Raw genomic sequence first — 21,832 nt, 5'->3', positions numbered from 1 at the left:
AACCCTGAAAATCAGGCCAAACTTTCTATTCTATAGAATTAGACCTGTTCCAATTGAAAATTCTTTCCGAAGAAATCCGATTTAGGCCTTATTTTTGGACGATCGTTTGTAAAAATTAGAAGGAAATGGTCCTTAAATTATTTAGGCCCCATGGAAGAAGCGGGGATCCTATATTCTTTTTGGATCCTAAGGTTTGCAGAATTCAGGTTTTCCTTATCCAAAACTACTTCGATCCCATCATCTAATAAAATCGTAATATACCTGGATTTGGATTCCTTAATTTCGTTTGAGATATCTTTGACCGAACGGACATCTTTACCGTTTACCTGATTTACGAGCCTTCCGGAAACCTCATGATATCCTTGGTTGGATTCGTCAGGGATGACTTGGGAGAGAAGAACGAATCTACCTTCTTTCTTATCGCCCGTGCTGAACTTATCGTAATCGAATGTATAAAGAAGTTTTCGATCTACCTTGGATCTCCAGTCTTTTCCCCATTCCAATAGATATCCTTCCGACAGTTCTACGAATAGGAACCCGCCGTCGAAATAATATTCGGATCTAGAATTTGAATTTCTGTGAGGGATACGGATCGAAGAATAAGGGAACTGCTTTAAAGGAAGGTCGATATCCATCTGGTTCCCGTCGCGCAAGATTTTTAAGGGAATTTTTTTACCGATCTGAAAATCGAATTCGTCCCCTATATGTGCAATATAGGACAGGACCTGTTTCCCGTATTTTGGATGCTGGAAATATCCTTTGGAGTCTATTTTTTTTCCTCCGAATTCCAGGATCACATCACCGATCTTTAATACTCCGTCTGCGGAGCTGTCCGGAAGGATCTCAGCGACCAAAATTCCTTGGTCTTTCGTTTTGATAGAATAGAAGTCTTTGGTAGCCTTGTCTATGATCGGTCTGTAACGAAATCCTTTGAAAGGGATCTCGGTTTTACCAAATGCTCCCAAAAATTTTCGAATCAAAAAAGAAGGGATCGCTCTGCCCGAATTTTTGTCTCCGGAAAACTCGAATAGTATACCGCTTACTTTACCGTTTTCTAATAGGACTTCCCCGTTCCCATTCAATGTTTCCGTGGAGTTTACATCCAAAACAGGAAGTTCCACCATTCCTTGGGGATATTGATCCAGATCCATACTGATGAGAGCGCCCGTAGCGGATTGTATGGAACCAGAATTGTCCAATTGGTAAATGGATACTTGTTTCGGATAATTGATCTCGTTTTGGAATTCGAAAGGGCTTAGATCCTTATAAAAATTCTCTTCTTCCACTTTCAGAAGCGCAAGATCTGATTCGGCGTCCGATCTAAAAACGGTCGCTTTGGTCTCTGAGTAAGAAGAATATTTTTTGACTTCGATGAGAGTAGAGTGGGTGAGTAGATGTGCAGGTATTAGGATCTTTTCTCCCTGAACCACGATCCCAACTCCTCTTCGGACTTTCGGGTTTTTCTTTTTCCAAGGATTGAAATAATCAGGTTCTTGGTAGGAGATCTTGACTTGAACGATACTCTTTTTGTATTCTTCTTCCGTTTTCGCAGTAGAGGCTAATTCGTTAGAAGCAGAAGTCTTAGGCTTTGTTTTTTTTGCGGAAAGTCCGGAAGAAAAAACGGTAAGAATGAAAATCGAAAAAATGATCCTAAACTTCACGTATTACTCCAAACCGTAGGTGCTTCTGATCTGAATATCCGCTTTCTGGGCCTCGTCTCGGTCCAAGATCAATGGAAGATCTATATTCAAAAATTTTAATTTTAGGAATTTATTTTTGGATCCTGAAAGTATCTTTTTAAGGTCAGAAAGACTGTTTACAGGTTCTCCGTTTACCGATTCCAAAACTAGGTTCAGGAAATAATCTGAGGAAGAATTTACCGGATGAGCGAGTTTTCTATATAAAACCACATCCGCCTTTTTTGTCCTTCCGATCCCATCTTCTATAAAATAATCGTATCTGTATAAGAACTGGCTTCCCCCGGAAGTATTTCCATTTCTACTCCAGGCGCCTAATAGGTCCCTAGTCATTTCCTGGAATAAAAGACCTCCGATCATGGAATAATCGAAAGGAGAATCGTATCTGTTTCGCATAAAATCGAAATCGGGCATTCTTTTGGCTTTGAATTGCACATCGACAATCTTGCCTTTTCGGAATACCTTGAATCGGATCGGTTCTCCTGCGTACTTATCATCCACTGTTTCGGTAAAATCTACCCTAGCGTCTTTGTCTAAGGTGATCGTGCCGTTGCGACCGATCGCTAAACCGTCGATTTCAGTCAAATAATCTCCTTCTTGGAGGTATCCGTCTGCGGATCCGTTCGGTAAAATTCTGGTTACGAATACTCCTTCCAGTCCGTCTGGAATACCTTTCGCTTTTCTAAGTGCAGGATTAAAAGAATTGAATGTTGCTATTCCGAGTTCTACGTATCCGTCGTATTTTCCATCTTCTATATCTTTTAGAAAATGTTGGATAACCTTAGTGGGGATTAGGTAACCTATATTTTCTCCCTTAGTGGCGACCTGGAATGCAACTCCCACGACCTTATTATTTTGGATTGCTGGTCCGCCAGAGTTTCCGGGGTTGATCGCAGCGTCTACTTGTAGGACTAGATGACTATCCACGGAAGAATGTTCGTATTTGGATTGTTCCTTTCTGGAAACGATACCTCTAGTTACGGAGACTTTGTTTCCTCCGATAGGATATCCTACAACGATCAGGGAAGAATTTAGTTCAGGGATCTCTCCCAGGCTTAGTTCCGTGGAGTCCTTATAAAATTCAGGATCTTCCGCTTCTAAAACCGCAAGATCACAATCATGCGCTACATGTAGGATCTTTACTCGATACCATTCTGTTTGATTGTATCTTTGGACTTGGACGTATTTTGCGTTGGAAACTACGTGAGCATTCGTTAATATTCTTTTATTCCCGATCAGAAATCCGGTACCTGAACTTGCACGGACACCATCGGTCGCCCAAGGGTTGAATGCACTAAATGCTTGGGAATAAACTTTGATCTGAACGACTGCTTTTCTTACATGATCGAAATCGCTTCTTTCTTCCGAAAGGATCGGGGAAACTATAGAAAGGACTAGTACGAATAGAAACGATTTCAGGATCCGCATGGAAGATTTAATGTCCTTCGAATTCGCAAATAGAGAATACGTTCACACCTAAATCTTTATTCATTCTTGCTGCCCCACCTAGATCCGGTAAATCAATGATGACTCCCGCTTCCGGAACTTCTGCACCCAATTTTTGCAATAATTGAACTGCAGCGATCATGGTCCCTCCTGTTGCAATTAGATCGTCCATTAGAAGGATCCTATCTCCCGGGACGACGGAGTCTTTATGTACTTCGATCACGTCTTTACCATATTCCAAATCGTACTCTTGTGAGACAGTTTCGGAAGGTAGTTTTCCTTTTTTTCGGATAGGGATAAATCCTACTCCTAATTGGAAGGCGAGAGGGGCTCCGATAATGAATCCTCTTGCTTCTATCCCTGCTACTTTGGTGATCCCTTTGCCTGTATATCTATCTACAAAGGTACCGATGGTAAGTGCAAGGCCTTCCGGATCTAATAATAGGGAAGTGATATCTCTGAATAGGATTCCTTTACGGGGATAATCCGGGATCGTGCGAATTTTGCTTTTGACTATGGACATGGGCTCGAAGTCCAATTCCATTTTCCGGAAGGGAACAAACAATTCTTTTTTCAAGCGAGTTAAAGGGCGACCCTCGAATGAGGGTCGCGATTTTCAGGTTAGATCAATATGCTTTCGCTCTGAGAGCGGCAATTCTTTCTTCTAAAGGAGGGTGGGTTGCAAATAAGGAAGCAAGTCCTCCGGCTCTGTTGGAAATTTTTAGAGCAGCGATCGCTTCTCCTCTTTGATCCACCGGATCTCGGTTGAATGCGACTTTCAATCTTTCCAAAGCAGAGATCATACTCTGTCTTCCGGCAAGTTTAGCACCACCTGCGTCTGCACGGAATTCTCTCGCTCTAGACACATATGCTACTACGATAGAGCCTAAAAGTCCGAATACGACTACTAGTAATTGGCGGATCATGAACTCCATCCAGAAGTTCCCACCGGAATCTCTATCGCGACTCATCTGAGAAACGATGATCTTACTTACGATCCAGGAGAAGAAGAAAACGAAAGAGTTCACTACACCTTGCACTAGGGTCATGGTTACCATGTCTCCGTTTGCAACGTGAGAAAGTTCGTGTCCGAGTACTCCATCCAATTCCGCACTGTCCATTCCATTCAATAGGCCTGTGGAAACTGCAACTAATGCGCTATTTCTGCTCGGTCCTGTTGCGAATGCGTTGATCTCTGGAGATTCATAATATCCTACTTCCGGCATCGGAAGTCCTGCGGCACTAGAAAGCCTTTGCACTCTAGATAATAGATCTCTTTGCCATCCTGAAGCATTTCTGGGGTCAATCACTTTGACTCCCATAGACGCCTTCACCATAAACTTGGAAAGTAGAAGAGAGATAAACGCTCCTCCCATACCCCAAATTGTGAAGAGTAGAAGCATACCAGGATAAGAAATTCCGGATCTGGTTAGATAAGCCTCTAGTCCTGAATAACGGATGATCAACGAGATCGTAAAGATTACCGCAATATTGGTGAGTGCGAATAACCCAAATCTTCGAAAAAGCGCCATAGGCGAAAAATTCTCCTCTTAGAAGTTTTTTAAACCTCAGGAATTTCCTAGGTTTCCCGGTCTTCTAATAACCGGTAAGTGTTAGACCGCCCTAGGTTCCTTCTTTAAGAAAGAAGCTAACAGAAAAAGTCCCGAAAGTAATAAATATGCCCATACAAACGGACCCAAGTTTAGCTGAAAAGAGTTCAAAATTGCGTTTCCGGCCAAAGAATAGGAATGTATAAATCCTGTTCCGGCAAGAATTGCACCAATTAAACTCGCGATAATCGCTTTTTTGAAATCACGATCAATCACAAAAGTTGCGATTGCTGCCCAAACCATGGAAGAAAGTAAAAATCCTTGGGATAAACTGAGTAATCCTCCAAGTGAATATGGAAAGATCGGTTGATCCAAAGGAACTGTGGACAACCAAATATTTTGGGTCCTAGAAGCTGCTTCCGTTCCTTCGATCGCTTTTGATAGGATTGGAGCAGCATAATTGAACGCACTCTGAATGAGAAGTACTCCCCAACCTGCAAGTGCGGGAAGAAGTCCGATCACTACTGCAGGTGCATGTCTAGTAGGAGTTGCTTCGAATGCTTGGGCACCGATCACGATCCCGATCCAAAGTACGATCGCCATTCCAGCTTCTACAGGGATTAAAGCACAAACAAAACTGACTAAACCGAAAAATGCGATCAGCGTCATGAAGATTCCGTTTAGGCTAGAGTAACCGGATCTTGCTCCGAGTGCTTTCCATCCAGGGTGTCCTATATAGATCGTAGTAGGGAAGGGAGATCCGAAAAGAGAACCAACGATCGTTCCCACACCATTCATCATGAGTGAATTGCGTGTATTAAATTTATCTCCAGCTGCTTCTGCGGATTCTATATTTTGCAGGGAACCGATCACATTAAAAATTCCCATCGGGAGAATTACGGATAAATATTCCTTAATTCCGATCTGGCTCCAAGCCTCGAATAATTCGGATCCACTCCAGACCGGGAAATAAAATCCGAAATCAATAGATGAGTTTAATACTGCTGGATCCATCATTTGTTTTCCGGTAAAATGAGGAAGATACCATGCGAGTAAGGTCCCTACGATCACGGAGATAAGCCCGCCAGGGATCTTGAATGGGAATACCACTCTCCCAAAATATTGTAGTAGAATAATTCCGAATGGGACGAATGCGACTAATGGATTTAAGAATGTGCGCACTAAAAAATCCATTGAAATAAACGTAAGTGCGATCCCTGCTAATGCGGAGAGAAGTGCTGCTCTTGGAGTTGCCTTTCGGATCTTCTCCGCTATAAATGCTCCGAAAAATTCGATCAAACCGGAAAGAAAACTCGCAAGAAGTCCTATAGACCAAGCCGCTTTATAACTGTTTGTTTTTTGATAAACAGGGAACATTACGAAGAAGATGAATGCAAACAAGGAAACAGTATTGATCCCGTAAGGAAGCGCAGTCACATCGCTTCTATTTTCCGCGATTGCAAGTTGTCTTGCCTGCCATGCATAAAAAAGATTTCCAACTAAAAGTGAGATTGCGGCACCAGGGATGACTACTCTGAATACGAAGTCCTGAGGCATTCCGCAGAATCCGATGCATAAAGCGACCAGAACCAATATTTGGATCAGGTTATCGATCATTAAGCCGAAAAATCCGTCTAGATCTCCGGCAACAAACCATTTGTATTTGCTCATTTCTTTGTTTTACTCCCGAAGTCTACTTGGATTACATTATCTTTTCGTTTTGAAGATTTGGATCCTGGATCCGAAACTTCTTCCTTGGTTTCCGATGCCACCTCTTCTTTTTGAGAAGGGATGTCCGGTTTACCTAAATAAATTCTCATTTGGGTGACTGTTTGTTGGGACTTATCAAAGTATCTGAAAATTGCGTCCCAAGGTAGGAAGACTTCTTCCCATGTGTATCCGAATTGGAGTTCGGCATATACCCATTCTTCTTCTATTCTGATATCTCTTGCGGCTCTAGGTCCGATGACTAAGATGATACCTGATTCGGGTTCTTCTCCCACGAGTCCTCTTTTTCCGATCTTTAGATCCGGATGAGGCATTGCGTGTACATAAAAGGTCCCGAACCTTTCCCAATACACGGAGAAAAGTTGTTTTTTGAATTCACGAAGTGCTTGTATATCTTCTAAATTCGGACTATCCATCATTTTTCATCTTACGCGAAGTTTCTTCGCTAATATACTCTTTATGCATTTTATATTCAGGAACTAAAGTTTTGAAAGAAGAGAAGATCTCATCTTCTCGATCTAATTTTGCGGCTTCCAATAAGGAATTAAATCTTGCCTGAAAGCTGCTAGGATCTCTGTCCTCTAAAGGAGCTGCAATCCTGATTTTAGGATGATGTGTTTTTTTGATCCCTTCTAGATCTAACAACAGTTCTTCGAAGAGTTTTTCTCCTGGACGAAGGCCTGTAAACACGATCGGAATATCAGTGTATGGTCTGAAACCGGAGAGTCGGATCATATCTTCTGCAAGATGGACGATCCGGATCGGTTCTCCCATGTCTAAAAGAAAGATCTCCTCCTTCTCACCCATTGCAGAAGCTTGTAATACCAATTGAGTTGCTTCCGGGATCGTCATGAAGTAGCGAATGATGTCCGGATGAGTGACAGTGACTGGACCTCCGTTACTGATCTGTTCTCTAAATCTAGGAATTACAGAACCGCTGGAGCCTAAAACGTTCCCGAATCTGACAGTGATGAACTTGGTTTTTGTTTCCGGAGAGATCGCTTGTAAATATAATTCAGCGACTCTTTTGGAAGCACCCATGATGTTCACAGGATTGACTGCCTTGTCTGTTGAAATTAAAACAAAACGTTCCGCACCATAAATTACGGAGATATCGGCTAAGTTTTTAGTTCCGAGTACATTATTTAAAACGGCTTCCGAAGGATTGATCTCCATCATCGGAACATGTTTGTACGCAGCAGAATGGAAGACTACTTGTGGACGATCCGTTTCGAAAACCGAACGGATCCTGGAAGGATTTTTAATATCCGCGATCACTGCTCTGAATTGGATCCCGCTTTCTTTAAAAACTTTTCTGAGTTCATAGTCGATTTCGTACAGTGGGGTTTCTGCAGAGTCGAGTAGGATCATTTTTGCGGGATGAAAAACTGCAATTTGTCTGCAAAGTTCGCTTCCAATAGAGCCGCCTGCACCAGTGATGAGTACTGTTTTTCCTGCGATATAGGATCGGATGGATTCGATTTCCAAGTCTACGACTGGGCGACCCAATACGTCTTCTACCCGGATTTCCCTGAGCTGTTGTACTTTTGGCGGATCAAAGAATAAGGATCCGAGGGAAGGTAGGATCTTGAAATCCACATTCTCCGATTCAAAACTTTTGATAAGTTTTCCGATCAGTTTCCCATCCGGATTACTGAATGCGATGAGCACCTTTTTGATCTGCATAGAACGGATCAAAGATTCTGCCTGGTCTATTTTTCCGAGTACAGGAACTCCTTGGATATGAGCGCCCAATTTAGACTCGTCATCGTCCAAAAGTCCTAAGGGTAGAAGATTGAGATCGTTATGCCTTCTGAGTTCCGTCAGAAGTGTGGCCCCGGTCTTTCCCGCTCCAAGAATGAGTGTAGGAATTCCTTCTCCTTGTTTTTTGCGCAGAATGTACTGGTCCCGAACTAATCTCCAAGAAAGGCTACGAATGCATAAAAATCCAAGAAGTAGAAGAGTATCTAAGACAGGGATCATCCTAGAAAGATGTTCGAATCCGTTATAAAATAGAAGTGCAGTATTGGAGATCAGGGAAGAAAGGATCGTAGTTTTGATGATTTCGACCAGATCATGGATGGAAGCGTACGCCCAGATCGATCTGTAAATATTCGAAAATAGAAATACTAGGGACCGGCAACTCACTACGATGAGTAGGGAGATTAGAAAGTCGTTAGGCTCCAGTAAGAAAGCGGTAGATTCAAAACGGATCAGGTGGGCCAAAAAATAGGACAGAACCATGAAGCTCAAATCCAAAGGGAAAAGAAGGCTTCGACGATTCCATTGACCCATTAAGTAAAAAAAATGCCGGAAAGAGGAAAAGTCCAATCTTTTTGAGTTTTTTCGGTTGCTTAAAAAGCCGATCGCATTTGAAACTTTATAGGGCCTTTATTTTTCGTGAAAGAATTGATCGTCAATCTACAAGGCAAATTGGATTCTCTACTCGGAAATACATTTCGAGATAAAACGGATCCACTTCTCCGCATCGAACCTCATAAAATTCTTTTGGACGCGAGAGACCTCCAGGTTTGGGACGAGAAGGGTTTGCTCTCTCTCAAAAATTCTTCTCTTTCCCACCCTAGTTCCCAATATGCAGCTTGCGGATTATCTGAAACTTTGATCGGGGATTGGAATCGTCTGGGCCTTCGGGAAAAGATCCCGTATTTTAAGACTAGAGAAGAAGCTAAATTTTATTTAGTCTCCGGTCAAAGTTCGGAACATTTTTCGGAACCTAACGAGAGTACTGCGGCTTGTCCTGCTTGTTTGCAAATTTTAAGAGTGCAGGGAAAAGGAAACTATCGCTGTCCTGAATGTTCTCATACTTTCTACCTGACCGCAGACTATAGAACCGCGAGTTACGAGAAACTTTTCTAACACGTTCGGAAATAAATTTCCTTCTTTTATATGCTTGCCAGGAAGAAATCTGGCTGGTGCTGTTTCTAAATGGGCATACAGTCTTCTGAAAGACCGGCTTTCGGACAAAAATTATTAGATCTATCTCTTATCATTCCGAGGCTTTTTTATTCCGGAATACGAGCAAAACTCGCATGGTTCACCGGAAGTTTGATCGTTTTGACGATCCTCATTCTTTCCATAATTTACGTTCGACAACAAACAGAGATCCTAACCGAAAGTTACGATAGAGAAGCCGCGATTTCTAGAAAATATATCTCTTCTCTCGTTCTGGAATTAGATAATATTTCTCAGAGTTTGATCCGGATCGAGGAATTTAGGGACAGGGTCAGCAAACAGACGGAAGCATTAAAAAAATATAAAACGACTAAAACTGTGGTTCAGGAGAATAAGGTCTCCTTTTTCGGGATCAAGACAAGTTTGTTCGGTGCCTTGGGGCAGAATAAGATCCGTAAAACATTGGATACTTATTATTCGGCGTATTTATCCAAAGACGATATCCAAGTATTAGAAAAAAATATTCGCTCTCAACTCCAACAAGGAGGAGAAGAAGCAGTTAGTGATAAAGAATTCGCCAAACTCCAAGGAATGGCTAAAAAATTCGTATTTATAGATAGAGAAGCGGGCCTCATCCGAAAACGTATTGCCGAATTAAAAGAAAATCAAGAGAAGCCTGACCAAACAGAGATCTCCGCCTCTGAAGAAGAATTACGCAAAAAATCATTACTCGCAAGAAAGCTTAGATCGGATTTGGACGAGGCAATTGTTTCTATACTAGCCGATTCAAGAAAGAGGAAGATCAAAGAATTAGGATTAGATACTGGCAGATTTAGGATCCAGACATTTCCAGTTTCCGGTATCATTCCGGGAGAAGCTTCCGAGCCTACTTTAGATACTAAAATTTTCGATTCAGAATCCACATTAAACCAAACTCCAATGGAAGAGAATTTGGAAGAAGGATTAAAATCCGCTTTAAGTTCTCTACTCGAAAGTGGAGGAGTGCTTGCAGAGATCCAACCCAGCTCTTTCCAACAAAATGGATTGGAATTGCAGGCATTATATTCTCCTCATTTTAGAAATCCTGCATCTACCGAAAGAGCCAAATTATTAGAGTCCAGAAGGATTACTCTTGGTGCCTGGAACGGATATTTAAAAGAAGAACTGGAAATCATATCAGAACTTTCTAAAATACCTCCTATCTTAGAAGCCAGGCTCAAAGAATTGAGAGAGAAAAAACCGCCTGTCCCTCCTTTTAAAGATAAAGAGTTCAAGTCACAGTATGCTAAATATGCAGCACTTGTACGTAAAAGAAATCTATTATACGCAACCTATTTAAGGAACAATCCTCCAAAAGAAGAGGAGGAACTGGAAGTAGAATCATTCGGTTCCATCCGTGATTCCGCATTGGAAGACCAGATCTTACTCAGGTTCAGACCGGACGGTTCCGATTATAGTCGATCCGTACAATCGGAAGAAGGAAAAGAAGTATTTCATAAACGTTGGAATTCGTTAAGAGAATGGATCTATTCAGGAGAGAGCGAAACTCCGACAGCAAAATTGAAAGCTCTATTTCCGGATGGGATCATAGGAAATAGTAGAACCGAAGCTGAGCAGATCTTATGGAAATTGGACTCTGCTCCTTTATTGTCCGAAACTTTGGATGATCTTCCTACAGTTGTGCTTGCCTCCAATTTTTCAGGAGTGATCCGAACCGTTGTGGATAGAACCGAAGGTTTGGAATCTATCCGTAGAAATAGGGACAGAGCCGTTCTATCCGCGCTTGGGATCTGCGGATTTTCTATCTTCTTAGCGGTATTCATCTCAGGATTTGTGGTCCAAAAGATCAAACGTTTGATCCGGAACGCAGAACAAGTAGGAAGAGGAGATTTGAACGTAGAGTTCGAGCCTGGAGGCAGTGACGAATTCGGAAATCTTTCCATCGCATTAAATACGATGGTGACAGGATTACGAGAAAGGGAGAAGATCAAGGGTATCCTAGGAAGTATGATCGATCCTGTCGTGATCGGAGAGGCAATGAAGGATCTTGCGGCCCTCAAACGCGGTACCGAAAAAAGGGTAACTGCATTCTTCTCAGACGTAGCAGGATTTTCTAATATTAGTGAAAAATTAAGTTCTGTCGAACTTGCGGAACTTCTGAACGAATATCTTTCCGCGATGACCCTGATCTTGAAAGAACATGACGGTGTTTTGGATAAATACATTGGGGATGCGATCGTAGGGATCTTTAATGCCCCTGTAGACGTAGAAGGCCATTGTTTGAAAGCTACAAGAGCTTCTATCAAAATGTTGGCAAAATTAGAAGAATTAAGATCCGGTTGGAAGAAAGCTCATCGTTATATTCCTGAGGCAAGGGATATGCAGATCCGTATCGGTTTGAATACCGGTCTTGCAAAAGTTGGATTCATGGGAACGGACGCCTTAGCTTCTTATACAATGATGGGGGACACTGTAAATTTAGCGGCTCGTTTGGAAGCGGCAGGAAAAGATTACGGAGTTTCTATATTGGTTTCCGACGCGGTACACTCAGAGATCAAAGATTATATTTTTACAAGAAAACTAGATCTAGTAAGAGTTAAGGGAAAGAATGAACCAGTAATTTTATACGAGGCAATTTCCGAATTGAAAGGAGTACATTCTACCAAAAAGGAGATCACAGGTCTGTATGAAGAAGGGCTTGCTCTTTACGTGGATAGAAAATGGGAAGCCGCGATCAAAAAGTTCAAAGAATCCGAAAAAGCGAAAGGCTCCGACGATAAGGCGGTCCAGGCTCTAGTAGAAAGATGTAATGAATACAAAAAAACTCCGCCACCTGTAGATTGGGACGGAGTTTATACTAGAACTCATAAGTAATTGAAGTATATTTATTCGGCTGGAACTTCTGGCAGAAAGAGTCCAATCGCTATTAAGAGCCAAAAAATAGAACCAATGACAATGATTGCTATTTCGAATGGGTGAAATTTAGGTTTTACTTCTTCGAAATAGTTCTTATTCAACTCGTTGATCGTTCTTTGTACCGAATGAATTGGAAAAATAGTGAAGATCAAAAACACTATAGATGCAATGCTTAATATTTTATTTTCCGGGAAACGCCAGGAAATACGATCAATGATCCTTCCCACAATCGCAACGATAACATAAATAGTTGCATTTGTTTCCGCGTTCCAATCTTTCAACAATCCTTGCTTACTTGCTTCCCTTTCAATATCTCCGAAAAGCCTATGGGTAAAAAAGATCGCAAATACTCCTCTCCAAAAAGGCATAATCGATCGGTCTGATTCTCGGACTTTTATATATTTCCAATTCTTATAGAACCAATAGATCGTATAAAAACCTAGTGTACCAAGGATCAGAAGGATTAATTTTGTAGTAGGAATGGGAAAATAAACTTTGCTTTCCTCTTGTAGAACCTGATCCGATTTTTCCTCTTGAGAAGCGCCAAACGCAAAATCCATAATACCTCTTTTGAATAGAAGGTATATTCGATGGAGATACGGACAGTTTACAATTAAATATTTATAAAAAAATCAATCCAGAGTAAACCCGGTGATCCTTTCGAAACGATTCTGAAGAGAATACTCTAATAGTTTTTCTTCAGAGATCAGAACAACGGATCGTTTCGCCCGGGTGATCGCAGTATATAAGATTTCCTTACGAAATAATTCTAGAGAGATCTCTTCCGAGTTTTTTTCAGAAGGGTCGGGAGGGTATACGATGAATACAGAATCGTATTCCGATCCTTGCGATTTGTGGACGGTAATTGCAAATGCCGGTTCATGGGGAGGAAGTGTGTCCAATGCAAAGTCTCGGATCTCACCATCTATAAAAAATAATGCCCGAAGTTCAGTATTTCCATTCGGGGTTTGGAGTTCCAACACAAGACCAGTATCTCCGTTATACACTCCTCTTACTCGATCGTTTTTGGTGATAAGTATTGGAAGCCCTGGAAAATATACTCTAGAACCGATTTGTACCAGATTTCCTTTCTTTTGGGAAAGAACAAGTTCGGTTAATTCTTTATTTATGAATTCGCTACCGTAGATCCCGTTTCTAAGGATCGTAAGTATTTTAAATCTATTTAGATCCTTACTTATATATTCTTTTAATGCAGAAGCTGAATTTGGATCCGGTAGGTTGGAAAAGTTCGGAAGTATCTTGGTTTCGACCGTCTTCTTTAGAAAGTTTTTCCATTCTTTTTTATGATCTATTTTTAATCTTAAAAATCCTTTCAGATCATTCTTAAAAACAGGATCGAGTTCTTCAGTTTCAGGAATGCTTTCTTTGAATTGAGAAATAGAAACCTTTTCTTGGACGCAGATATCGGCGGCTTTAGAAATAGTAGAAAATTCTTCCTCTTGTCTATGACTTGTTTTTAAGGAGATTAAATTTTCTGAATTTTTTGAGATTAACGATTTGACCAGATCGGAAAGCACTGCTCCAGTTTCTACACTCGGCAATTGATTCGGATCTCCTAATAAGATCAGTCTAAAATTCGTCGAATCGAATGGGATTGCTTCTATGAGCCGATACATCATATGAAGATCTACCATAGAAACTTCGTCTAGAATGATCACATGATGAGGAAGCGGAAAATTTTCACCGTACTTATAAGTTCTCTTTCTAGGATTATATTCCAAAAGTCTATGAAGGGTGGATGCAGGAATATCTAAAATGGAATGATCCAGATCGTTCTTAGTTCTGATATAAGATATACTGTTTTCCAAAGATTCTTTCAATCTTTGAGCAGCTCTTCCTGTTGGAGCCGCAAGTCCGATACGATTCGGGTCATATCCCAAGCGTAAAAGACCTCTAATTAGGTTTGCGACTACAGTCGTTTTGCCCGTACCTGGACCTCCGGTCAGAACGAAAAAAGGGAATTGTAGGGCTTTTTCTAGAGCCTCTTTTTGTTCTCCTTCTCCACAAAGTATATATTCCTTTTTATTTCTTTGTATCGTTAAGGGATTTATGGAAATAAGTTCTTTAAGAACGTTTTGGATCTGAGAATGATCCGATTTAGGAGATTTAGGATATAATAAAGATTTGAAACCCTCTTCTACCCGGCTTAATTGCCCAAATACTTTATTAAAATATAATAGATCATTTCTTTTTCTAAATAAAAATTCAGAAATATTTTCATTTCCGGAATAAGGGATCGCGATGCTTCCCTTTTTTGAGGCTTGGATGAGAGAAAGATTCCAAGAAAATAATACTTTCTCAGGAACTTCTTTTGCATAAGTACGAAATTCCTTTGTCAGAAATCCTGCGTATTCAAAATCTATAATATCTTCTAAGGATCTTTCTTTCATTCTTTTTCCATAGAAATTCTATTTTTCAAGGAAAGGGTTTCTCTTATTCTTTCTTTGGAAGTTTTTACGAACTCGGAAGTCAATTCTTGGAAAAAAATCCCTCTACCAGGACGAGCAGGATCCGTACCTCTTAGAAATACGAAGTACATTCCCCCGAGAAGTTTCGGATCATAAGAATCTCCATACTTCAAGCGAAGCCAATCGTCCAAAACTACGGAATATATTGCCAATTGTAATGAGTATGCCTCTTCCACTTTTTGTTTTAGATTGGGTCCTGAATACGGATCATCTCCGTAATTTGCTCCAAGTAGATTGGATTTCCAATCTAAGATCCAAAATTTTCCAGCATGTTCGAAAATTAAGTCCAAAGTCCCCTTTAATAGATCGGAATTCCCTTTTTGTTCAGGTATCTTCAGGAAAAAATCCACTTCGTGTTTTCTTTTTGAAATTGGGATCTCCGAAAGGCTTATAGTATTTTCCATATAAGGAAGGGGAGTCTTGAGTGTATTCCAAAAGAACAAAGAGATCCGATCTGCAAAAAAATCCAATTGTTCCAGAGTATTTCCGTAACCATAAGACTTTAGAATATTTTTATATGATTTTTTAACGGATTCCGGTATTTCCTGTATAGATCCGGATTTCTGATAGATTATAAAATCTTCCGTTTCCAAAAGTTGATGAAGTAAATTTCCCATTCGATTAGAAGAGGGTAATTCCGGCCCGATCTCTTCTGTAGGAACTTCATCGTTCTTAAATGATCTCATATCGGATGCACGGAATGTTTCCGCTTCGGATGCAAAAAAAGAATCCAAGGAAGAATAACTCTCTAATACGATCTTTCTTTTTTCGGCCTTTTCCGGCCATACTGGGATGGATCCGGAAAGAACCGGAATTTCTTCTTTTTTGTTAGGATTTGAATATCCGGAAATACTTTTCGAATTTCGGATCATTTCCCATTCGTATTTCCCTTCTTCATTCTCCCAAAATTTTGAAACAGAAGCTGTCTCTCGAAATTCCGACAAGGAAGCCTGGAAAGATTTTCGGAATAATTCCAACGGTCGTTTGGGGTCCGGTTCAGGAAGCAAAGGAAAATAAAATTTGTACATCGCTCTAGTTAAAGCAACATAGTATAATCTTTTGTCTTCGTTAATGATGTTTGCGGTAACATCCGCCTCTCTATTATTTTCGAGATCTATAATACGTTTTTCGGACTGCCTATATTCGGAAAATTTTTTTCTTTGAGTCCCCCAGCCGGAAAAACCCCCGAACAAAAATACGATCGGGAATTCCAAACCCTTGCAGGAATGTATTGTAAAAATTTTGACCTTATCTTCTTCAGAATCTTTTTCTAAATAATCTTTTTCTTCTTTATCCGAAACGATCTTAGATTCCAGATAAACGATCAATTCACTTAAGGAAATGCCGGATTTGGACGCCTTCTCGGATAATAAAAAGAATAATTGTTTAAAATTAGTGATCTTTCTTTCCCAATCTTGTTGTGATTCATTCGATAGAGGAGAAGACAGTTTACTTTGGGTAAGAATAGAACTGAATAAGCCAGGAAAATCCTTTTTACGACAGAATTTTCTCCAGGTTTCCAAAAGCCTTTTTTCTCCGGATTCGATCGGATACTCTTCGTAGTTCTGAAGATCTTCCGGGCGAACACAAAATAGGTCCGAGATCAGAAGTTTATAGAAAGAGTCTCTGCTTCCTTCTTCGTCCAAACATTTTAGGATTTCCCGAACTCGTATAGCTTCTCCCGACCTGAATAAACCGGTTTGTTTTGGATAAGTGTAGGGGATCCCTCTTGCTTTGAATTGTTTTCTTAAGAACTCCGAGTCATTCTCTCCTCGGATCAAAACCACAATGTCGGACCAGCTCAATTTTACAGGAAATGAATATCCTTCTTTTTTAATATAGATTTCGGACTTTTCAGAGATCAAATGTAGGATCTCTTCGGCTAAAAACTTGGAATACTGTTCTTTAAGTCTGTCCGCATTACTTTCCTTCCGAAGCGAAAATGCGTTTAAGGAAGAACGATCACTTTTATCTGAATATAATACTGCTTTGCCGGGAGAATCTGGAGCCTTGATCTCTTGATATTCTATTGGTAAATAACCTGTTTCACCGATCGGGAACCACTCTCCCTTCGTAGACCCAAACATAGTATTGTAGGAGGAAATTAATTCCGGTAAAGATCTTCTGTTCGTATCTAACTCCGGATAAACAATTGAAGAATTAGAAAATTCTCCGCCGGAATCGAATTCCTGTTTTGCAGACAGATACGTTCCGAGATCGGCTCCCCTGAATCCATAAATGGATTGTTTTGCGTCTCCGATTAAAAATAATTTTCCCTCGGGTGCCTGTCCCTGGGATCTCTCCAGAAATAATATTCTAAAAATATTATATTGATCCGGATCTGTGTCTTGGAATTCATCAATGATCCCGTATTTAAATCTTTTTCTAAGTTGTTCTACTAAACTATTATTCTTTCGTAAGGAATTGGAGAGGCCTAGGATCATGTCTCCATAGGTGATCGAATTTTCTTCCCGTTTGATCCTTTGAGAATCGTCCGCGATATCTTCTGCGAGAGAAACGATAAATGATGCTAATGAGCTTTCTAAAGTTTTCAGTTCTGAAGAAAGTTTTTTCAATTTTTCTCTTTCTATTACATAAGAAGAATATCCGGATTCTGACGAGGCACTCTTTAACTCTTCGTCGGAGAGAAGGGTAGCTTCTATTCCTTGCAAATCGCCTCTTTTTAAATTTAAGATCTTTTGAACGGATAATGTGAAGGGTAGGGCAAGAAACGGTTTTGAAACTGAAATTAATTCCCTTAGAGAAATTCCGAACTCTTCCTGACGGATAGACAATGCCTTATATTTACTAGCATTGATCTTCTTTTTGAATGATTCCTGGATCTCCAAAAGTTTGGGGTATATAGAATGAATCTCTTGAAATATTTTTTGGATCGAAATAAGTTCCGGAAAATCTTTCGGGCGAGGTAGAAGTTGAATAGAATCAGGAGAGGATACCTTCTTTACGGCAAGATCCGATACGAAATTTTCCCAAGTAGTTCCTAAAAATCCGTCGTTATATCTTCGATTCGCTTCAGTTAATATGAAAGGTAGAAGTTCCTTCGGATATTTTTCTCCGAATTCTTTTTTCATTCTTAGATATAATGCCTTGGAAACCGCGGAATATTCCTCTACCAATTCCGAATTTTCGGATGTTCCCGCTTCTAAAGAGTATTCCTTTAAGATTTTATGTGCGAATCCATGGATCGTAGATATATATGCTTGGTCTAAACGAGAAGCTTGGTTCAGAAAATAATCCAGTTCCTTGGATCCTTCATCCGTAGTAGATCCAATTTTTTCTAGCTCAAGGATCGTGTTTTTTAATTCTGCTCGGATCCTACCTTTTAATTCTGAAGCCGCTTTTTCAGTATATGTAAGTACTAAAATGGATTCGATTCCTAAAGGAGTAGAGCTAGAAAGAAGTGAAGCTCTATAAGATTCTTTTAATATCTTTAGAACTAAAAAAACGATCGTGTGAGTTTTTCCCGTACCTGCGGAGGCTCCGATAAATCCGTTCTTTGAGATATCGATCTGATCGGCAAAAGATATCGTTTGAGTTTCCGTTCTATTTTTCGCCACGTAGAACACTCGTAAGAGGATGATATAATTTTAAACAGATAGAAAGATCCTCTGTATGAATATAATTTTGAGGGTAGGGGATTAATCTTAAAACATCATCCAAATAAATTTCAGGATCGTATTGTACAGACTCTCTGGCCCAGGTCTCATATTCTTTTCTTAAAAGTTCGGAAGGTTTTGTTACTTTCGGATCCAACTCGGATCTATCCGGAAAATCCTCCCAAAGTCTTGGAGAGATAAGAGCAAGAGAAGGACGTAGGAATTCCTGGATTAGGTCGGAGAGAAATTTTTTACGAATGTTCTCTTCTCCTTCTCGATCCATTTGTAGAACGGAAGGTTTATCTCCGTAACCGAATATGGAAATTACGGATCTTGGGATATTTTTATCAGAAATACAATCCAACAAGCATTGGATCAAAAAAGGTTCGATCAGATTCTTATATCTTTTCTTAGAATTCGGATAAATAAGTATTAAGGACGTAGAACCGTCAGGTTCTTTTTTTAACAGAACTTCTTCCTTTAATCCTTTGATCTCTACTTTTTCTGTTTTATTAATTTGGAACTGGATACTAGGTAATAGAAGTAGATTTCCTTTTTTCGTAGATTCTCCAAAGGAAATTCCGGACAAAATTTCCACTTCTGAAAGAGTTTCAGATAAAGAATCCGAAATTTTTTCGATCTTTTCCGACTTAGTTAAAAATTCGACATCCGAGTAAATTCCTCTAGGCGTGTTCCCTCTTTTTTCCCAAATAGAGAATAGTTTATCCAATGAATTTCGGATCTCAGGTGATCCTGCACGATCTATGGAATAAGACCATAACTCTTTCATAAATTTAAAATTATCCGAGATACGAAAAGGCTCCTCTGAGACCGTTTCCGTTTCTGAAATTTCTTCCGAATATAATCCGAATCTTTTTTGCAGATGAAAGGTTAAGGGAGATTTTGCAAATCTAACTAGGTCATTCCAATCTACTGTTTCGGGCTTTTGGGGTTCCTTTTGAGAAACATGTTCTGAAAGCAGATTTTTTAATACGGTATTACGATAATATTCCCGATCTTCTTTCGTGCCGTGTAATAAGGAAGAAGATAAGTCGAAAGTTTTGCGAAACTTCTCCCCGAATTTTTTGAGATCCGGATTTTCCTTTTTTATAAAATATTCTTTGCTATGTTTATTTAATGGGATCCTGACCCGTATCGATGTTTCCGGGGCCAAAATATTTTCTTTTAAGGCTTGTTCCAATAATAGTAATGAAGAAGAAGGTGCTATACTTTCATCTTTTGTAATATCTTCCGCAACAAAAGACAGTACAAGACTTTCTTTTGCGGATAATACGGTTTCGTATAATAATGACTGATTTAATCCTCTAACCCCTATATCCCCTTCTCTTGGTGAAATATATCTGAGATTGAAAGCGGAAGTATCGTCCGTACCCGGAAATAGTCCTTCTCCCAGACCCAAAACATATACATGCCGGAAGGGGATGGGGCGCATCGGTTGTAAAGAGGAGACGGTTATTCCTCCGGTCAAATATTGGCCTTTTCTGACCTGTATTTCTCCCCCGGTTTGTTTGAAAAAAGCCTCTAAAAATCGAAGTCTGTCTCTTTCGTTTTTTGGATCCCAGTTTACATGTCTTAAATCATATAATGAATCTATAATATTTTGCTCCATTTCTTGGCTGGAGGCATCAGGAGAGAATAGGGAGCGAATGAGTATCGATAAAGATCCCAATATATCTTCCGAAGAAGTTTTCGGATCTGAAATTAAAGTTTGAAATTGGTCCAATGAGTTAGAGATTTTTCTCCAAACTCCGATCCAAACTATAACAGAAGAGCCCGGGCCCGCATCATAAGGAGAGATTGGAAGATTTTCTTCTTCCGATCCGAAAAGAATATTCCCCGCGGATAAACGGACGAATCCTTTCCTAAAAGAGAATGAAACAGGATCTTCCGATCCGTTCCAATCATCTTGGTACAATTCCATATCTTCAGATAGTCTCGCCCATTCTTCCACAGAAGAGGATTCGATTTCCCATTTGGATTGAAAACAAACGTTTCTGAACAAACGAAATAGATTCGCTCTAGATCTTTCTCCGGTAAGCAAAGGGAATATGGAAAGGATCCCGCTTAAATAAGGACTGATCTCGGAAGCCATCACATCTCTTATACTATATGGTAAAGTTTTTATGGAGGCTTCCTGTGTCTGAGCTGAAAGTTTTGCTTGGATCCCGCCCTCGAATACGAATTCTATTGCTGCCCTATATTCGGAGAGATCGGAACAAAAGATCCCGAAGTCCGTGAGTTTCGTTTCCTTAGATCCTTCTAAGATGGAAAGTATATGGTGGAAGATAGCTTCTACTTCTCTTACTTTTCCGGGAACTTCTAAAATCTGAAAACTTTCATCCGGTGAAATTTTCGCTCGGATCTTTTCATTTCCTTCTATTAAATATTTTTGAAGTTCGGATAAGACCGAAACGTTTTCATTTTTTTTATGAGTATTTTCCGTCGGGAACTCGGCACCTGCAGTTTCCCATGCTTTTTTTAAAGATCGGAAAGAATTTGCCCAGTTCCTACAAATTTGATTTCTTTCCGTTCCGGAAATAATATCTCCTTTTGGGACTCCGAATTGAAAAACTTCTAATTTGATCTCTGGCAGAAGATCTCTAAAAATGGAAATGTAAGTGCTTGAGAGTTGCGATAAAGCGAATAGATATACATTTTGGCTCTTCTGATTTTCCGAGTTTAATCCTAATTTTTTCATCGCATATTGGATCAGAGTTTCTTTGTTTTCGTCGGAGTGAGTTAGATAAGAATATAATTCCTTTTGGAAAAAGAAAATTTCAGATTGGGTGGCAACTTCTTCCCAGATATCTTCTCCGGGTAACCTAAGAATAGAATATTTTTCACCGAGCCAGTTTCGGATCCAGTCCTGTCTATTCAGCTCATAGTCTTTGAAATATTTTGCCAGCCTACCTGATAGATCCAAAAGACGGATCGGGTCAGCGGTTTTTCTTCCGGAAGGCAAAAGATAGTTTTTAAGTATAGGATACTTATCCAAGAAAGAACGATCCTGAAGAAGAGTTTCGTAGATCTGGAACTTCCTGGATTCGGATTGTAAAAACGGTCTGGAATGTGGATCGATTTCCGGAGAAAATTTTTGGAGTAAAACTTCTTCCAAATACTTTTCCAAGAATAGGAATCGGATATTAAAAACGACTCCGAACCTTTCGACCAGATCCAAGTTTAACCAGGTCTCCATACTTTTGTTCGGGATAATAATCGTCGGAGAATAGAGTCCGTCCTCTTTGGAAATTTCTTGCCGAAGGGATTTTGCTAAGATCTCGGATAGATCTGAAAGACTGTCGGAACTATTGACTCTGATCGGCATTTTGGTTCGGATCTTGCCCGCTTCTCGCTTGAGAAAAGCCAAGCAATCGTTCTACCAAGAATTTCTAAAAACAAAACTGGTAAAACGAAAACTTTAGGAATTTCGAGACTCGTAAAAACTTCTTTCGATT

The 21,832-nt window shown here is 40.0% G+C and carries 13 protein-coding genes; 2 read left to right on the top strand and 11 right to left on the bottom strand.

Annotation, left to right across the window (positions count from 1 at the left end; translation table 11 throughout):
- Positions 1 to 137 precede the first annotated feature (137 nt).
- The 7 genes from EHQ64_RS17115 to EHQ64_RS17085 form a co-directional block, all read right to left on the bottom strand.
- Positions 138 to 1,661 (bottom strand): S1C family serine protease, encoded by a 1,524-nt coding sequence (locus EHQ64_RS17115; protein ID WP_135651015.1) that lies wholly within the window; start codon positions 1,659 to 1,661, stop codon positions 138 to 140.
- 3 nt (positions 1,662 to 1,664) lie between these two features.
- Complete coding sequence (locus EHQ64_RS17110; protein WP_135651014.1) at positions 1,665 to 3,125, bottom strand: S1C family serine protease; 1,461 nt, start codon at positions 3,123 to 3,125, stop codon at positions 1,665 to 1,667.
- Positions 3,126 to 3,132: 7 nt separating this feature from the next.
- Complete coding sequence (locus EHQ64_RS17105; RefSeq protein WP_135651013.1) at positions 3,133 to 3,666, bottom strand: adenine phosphoribosyltransferase; 534 nt, start codon at positions 3,664 to 3,666, stop codon at positions 3,133 to 3,135.
- Between the two features lie 103 nt (positions 3,667 to 3,769).
- Positions 3,770 to 4,675, bottom strand: a complete 906-nt coding sequence (gene htpX / locus EHQ64_RS17100) for a protease HtpX (protein ID WP_135651012.1) — start codon at positions 4,673 to 4,675, stop codon at positions 3,770 to 3,772.
- A gap of 81 nt (positions 4,676 to 4,756) precedes the next feature.
- On the bottom strand, positions 4,757 to 6,364 hold the full coding sequence (locus tag EHQ64_RS17095) for an NCS2 family permease (RefSeq protein WP_135651011.1): 1,608 nt from the start codon (positions 6,362 to 6,364) through the stop codon (positions 4,757 to 4,759).
- Complete coding sequence (locus EHQ64_RS17090; RefSeq protein WP_135651234.1) at positions 6,361 to 6,837, bottom strand: ClpXP protease specificity-enhancing factor SspB; 477 nt, start codon at positions 6,835 to 6,837, stop codon at positions 6,361 to 6,363. The genes EHQ64_RS17095 and EHQ64_RS17090 overlap by 4 nt, the downstream gene beginning before the upstream one ends.
- Positions 6,830 to 8,716, bottom strand: coding sequence for a polysaccharide biosynthesis protein (locus tag EHQ64_RS17085; RefSeq protein ID WP_135651010.1), 1,887 nt, complete (start codon positions 8,714 to 8,716; stop codon positions 6,830 to 6,832). Before EHQ64_RS17085 ends, EHQ64_RS17090 begins: the two co-directional genes overlap by 8 nt.
- A 105-nt stretch (positions 8,717 to 8,821) precedes the next feature.
- Between EHQ64_RS17085 and EHQ64_RS17080 the strand changes: the two genes are divergently transcribed.
- Together EHQ64_RS17080 and EHQ64_RS17075 are read left to right on the top strand one after the other, a co-directional pair.
- The gene (locus EHQ64_RS17080) at positions 8,822 to 9,298 is read left to right on the top strand and encodes an STAS domain-containing protein (protein ID WP_135651009.1); all 477 of its coding nucleotides are present in this window, start codon (positions 8,822 to 8,824) and stop codon (positions 9,296 to 9,298) included.
- A gap of 69 nt (positions 9,299 to 9,367) precedes the next feature.
- Positions 9,368 to 12,208 (top strand): adenylate/guanylate cyclase domain-containing protein, encoded by a 2,841-nt coding sequence (locus EHQ64_RS17075; protein WP_135651008.1) that lies wholly within the window; start codon positions 9,368 to 9,370, stop codon positions 12,206 to 12,208.
- An 11-nt stretch (positions 12,209 to 12,219) separates the two neighbouring features.
- On the opposite strand, the gene EHQ64_RS17070 is transcribed toward EHQ64_RS17075, so the two are convergent.
- From EHQ64_RS17070 to EHQ64_RS17055, 4 genes are all read right to left on the bottom strand, one after another.
- On the bottom strand, positions 12,220 to 12,810 hold the full coding sequence (locus EHQ64_RS17070; protein WP_135651007.1) for a hypothetical protein: 591 nt from the start codon (positions 12,808 to 12,810) through the stop codon (positions 12,220 to 12,222).
- 72 nt (positions 12,811 to 12,882) lie between these two features.
- Complete coding sequence (recD, locus tag EHQ64_RS17065; protein WP_135651006.1) at positions 12,883 to 14,661, bottom strand: exodeoxyribonuclease V subunit alpha; 1,779 nt, start codon at positions 14,659 to 14,661, stop codon at positions 12,883 to 12,885.
- Positions 14,658 to 18,317 carry a UvrD-helicase domain-containing protein gene (locus tag EHQ64_RS17060; protein WP_135651005.1) on the bottom strand — a complete coding sequence of 1,220 codons (3,660 nt, stop codon included), beginning with the start codon at positions 18,315 to 18,317 and terminating at the stop codon, positions 14,658 to 14,660. The genes recD and EHQ64_RS17060 overlap by 4 nt, the downstream gene beginning before the upstream one ends.
- A complete protein-coding gene (locus tag EHQ64_RS17055; RefSeq protein WP_246048823.1) occupies positions 18,304 to 21,744 on the bottom strand; it encodes an exodeoxyribonuclease V subunit gamma in 3,441 nt (1,146 codons plus the stop codon). Before EHQ64_RS17055 ends, EHQ64_RS17060 begins: the two co-directional genes overlap by 14 nt.
- Positions 21,745 to 21,832 lie beyond the last annotated feature (88 nt).

This window comes from Leptospira sarikeiensis (assembly GCF_004769615.1).
Classification (GTDB): domain Bacteria; phylum Spirochaetota; class Leptospiria; order Leptospirales; family Leptospiraceae; genus Leptospira_B; species Leptospira_B sarikeiensis.
Note: the sequence above shows the minus strand (reverse complement) of the source record. Positions and strands in the feature narration are given on the sequence as shown.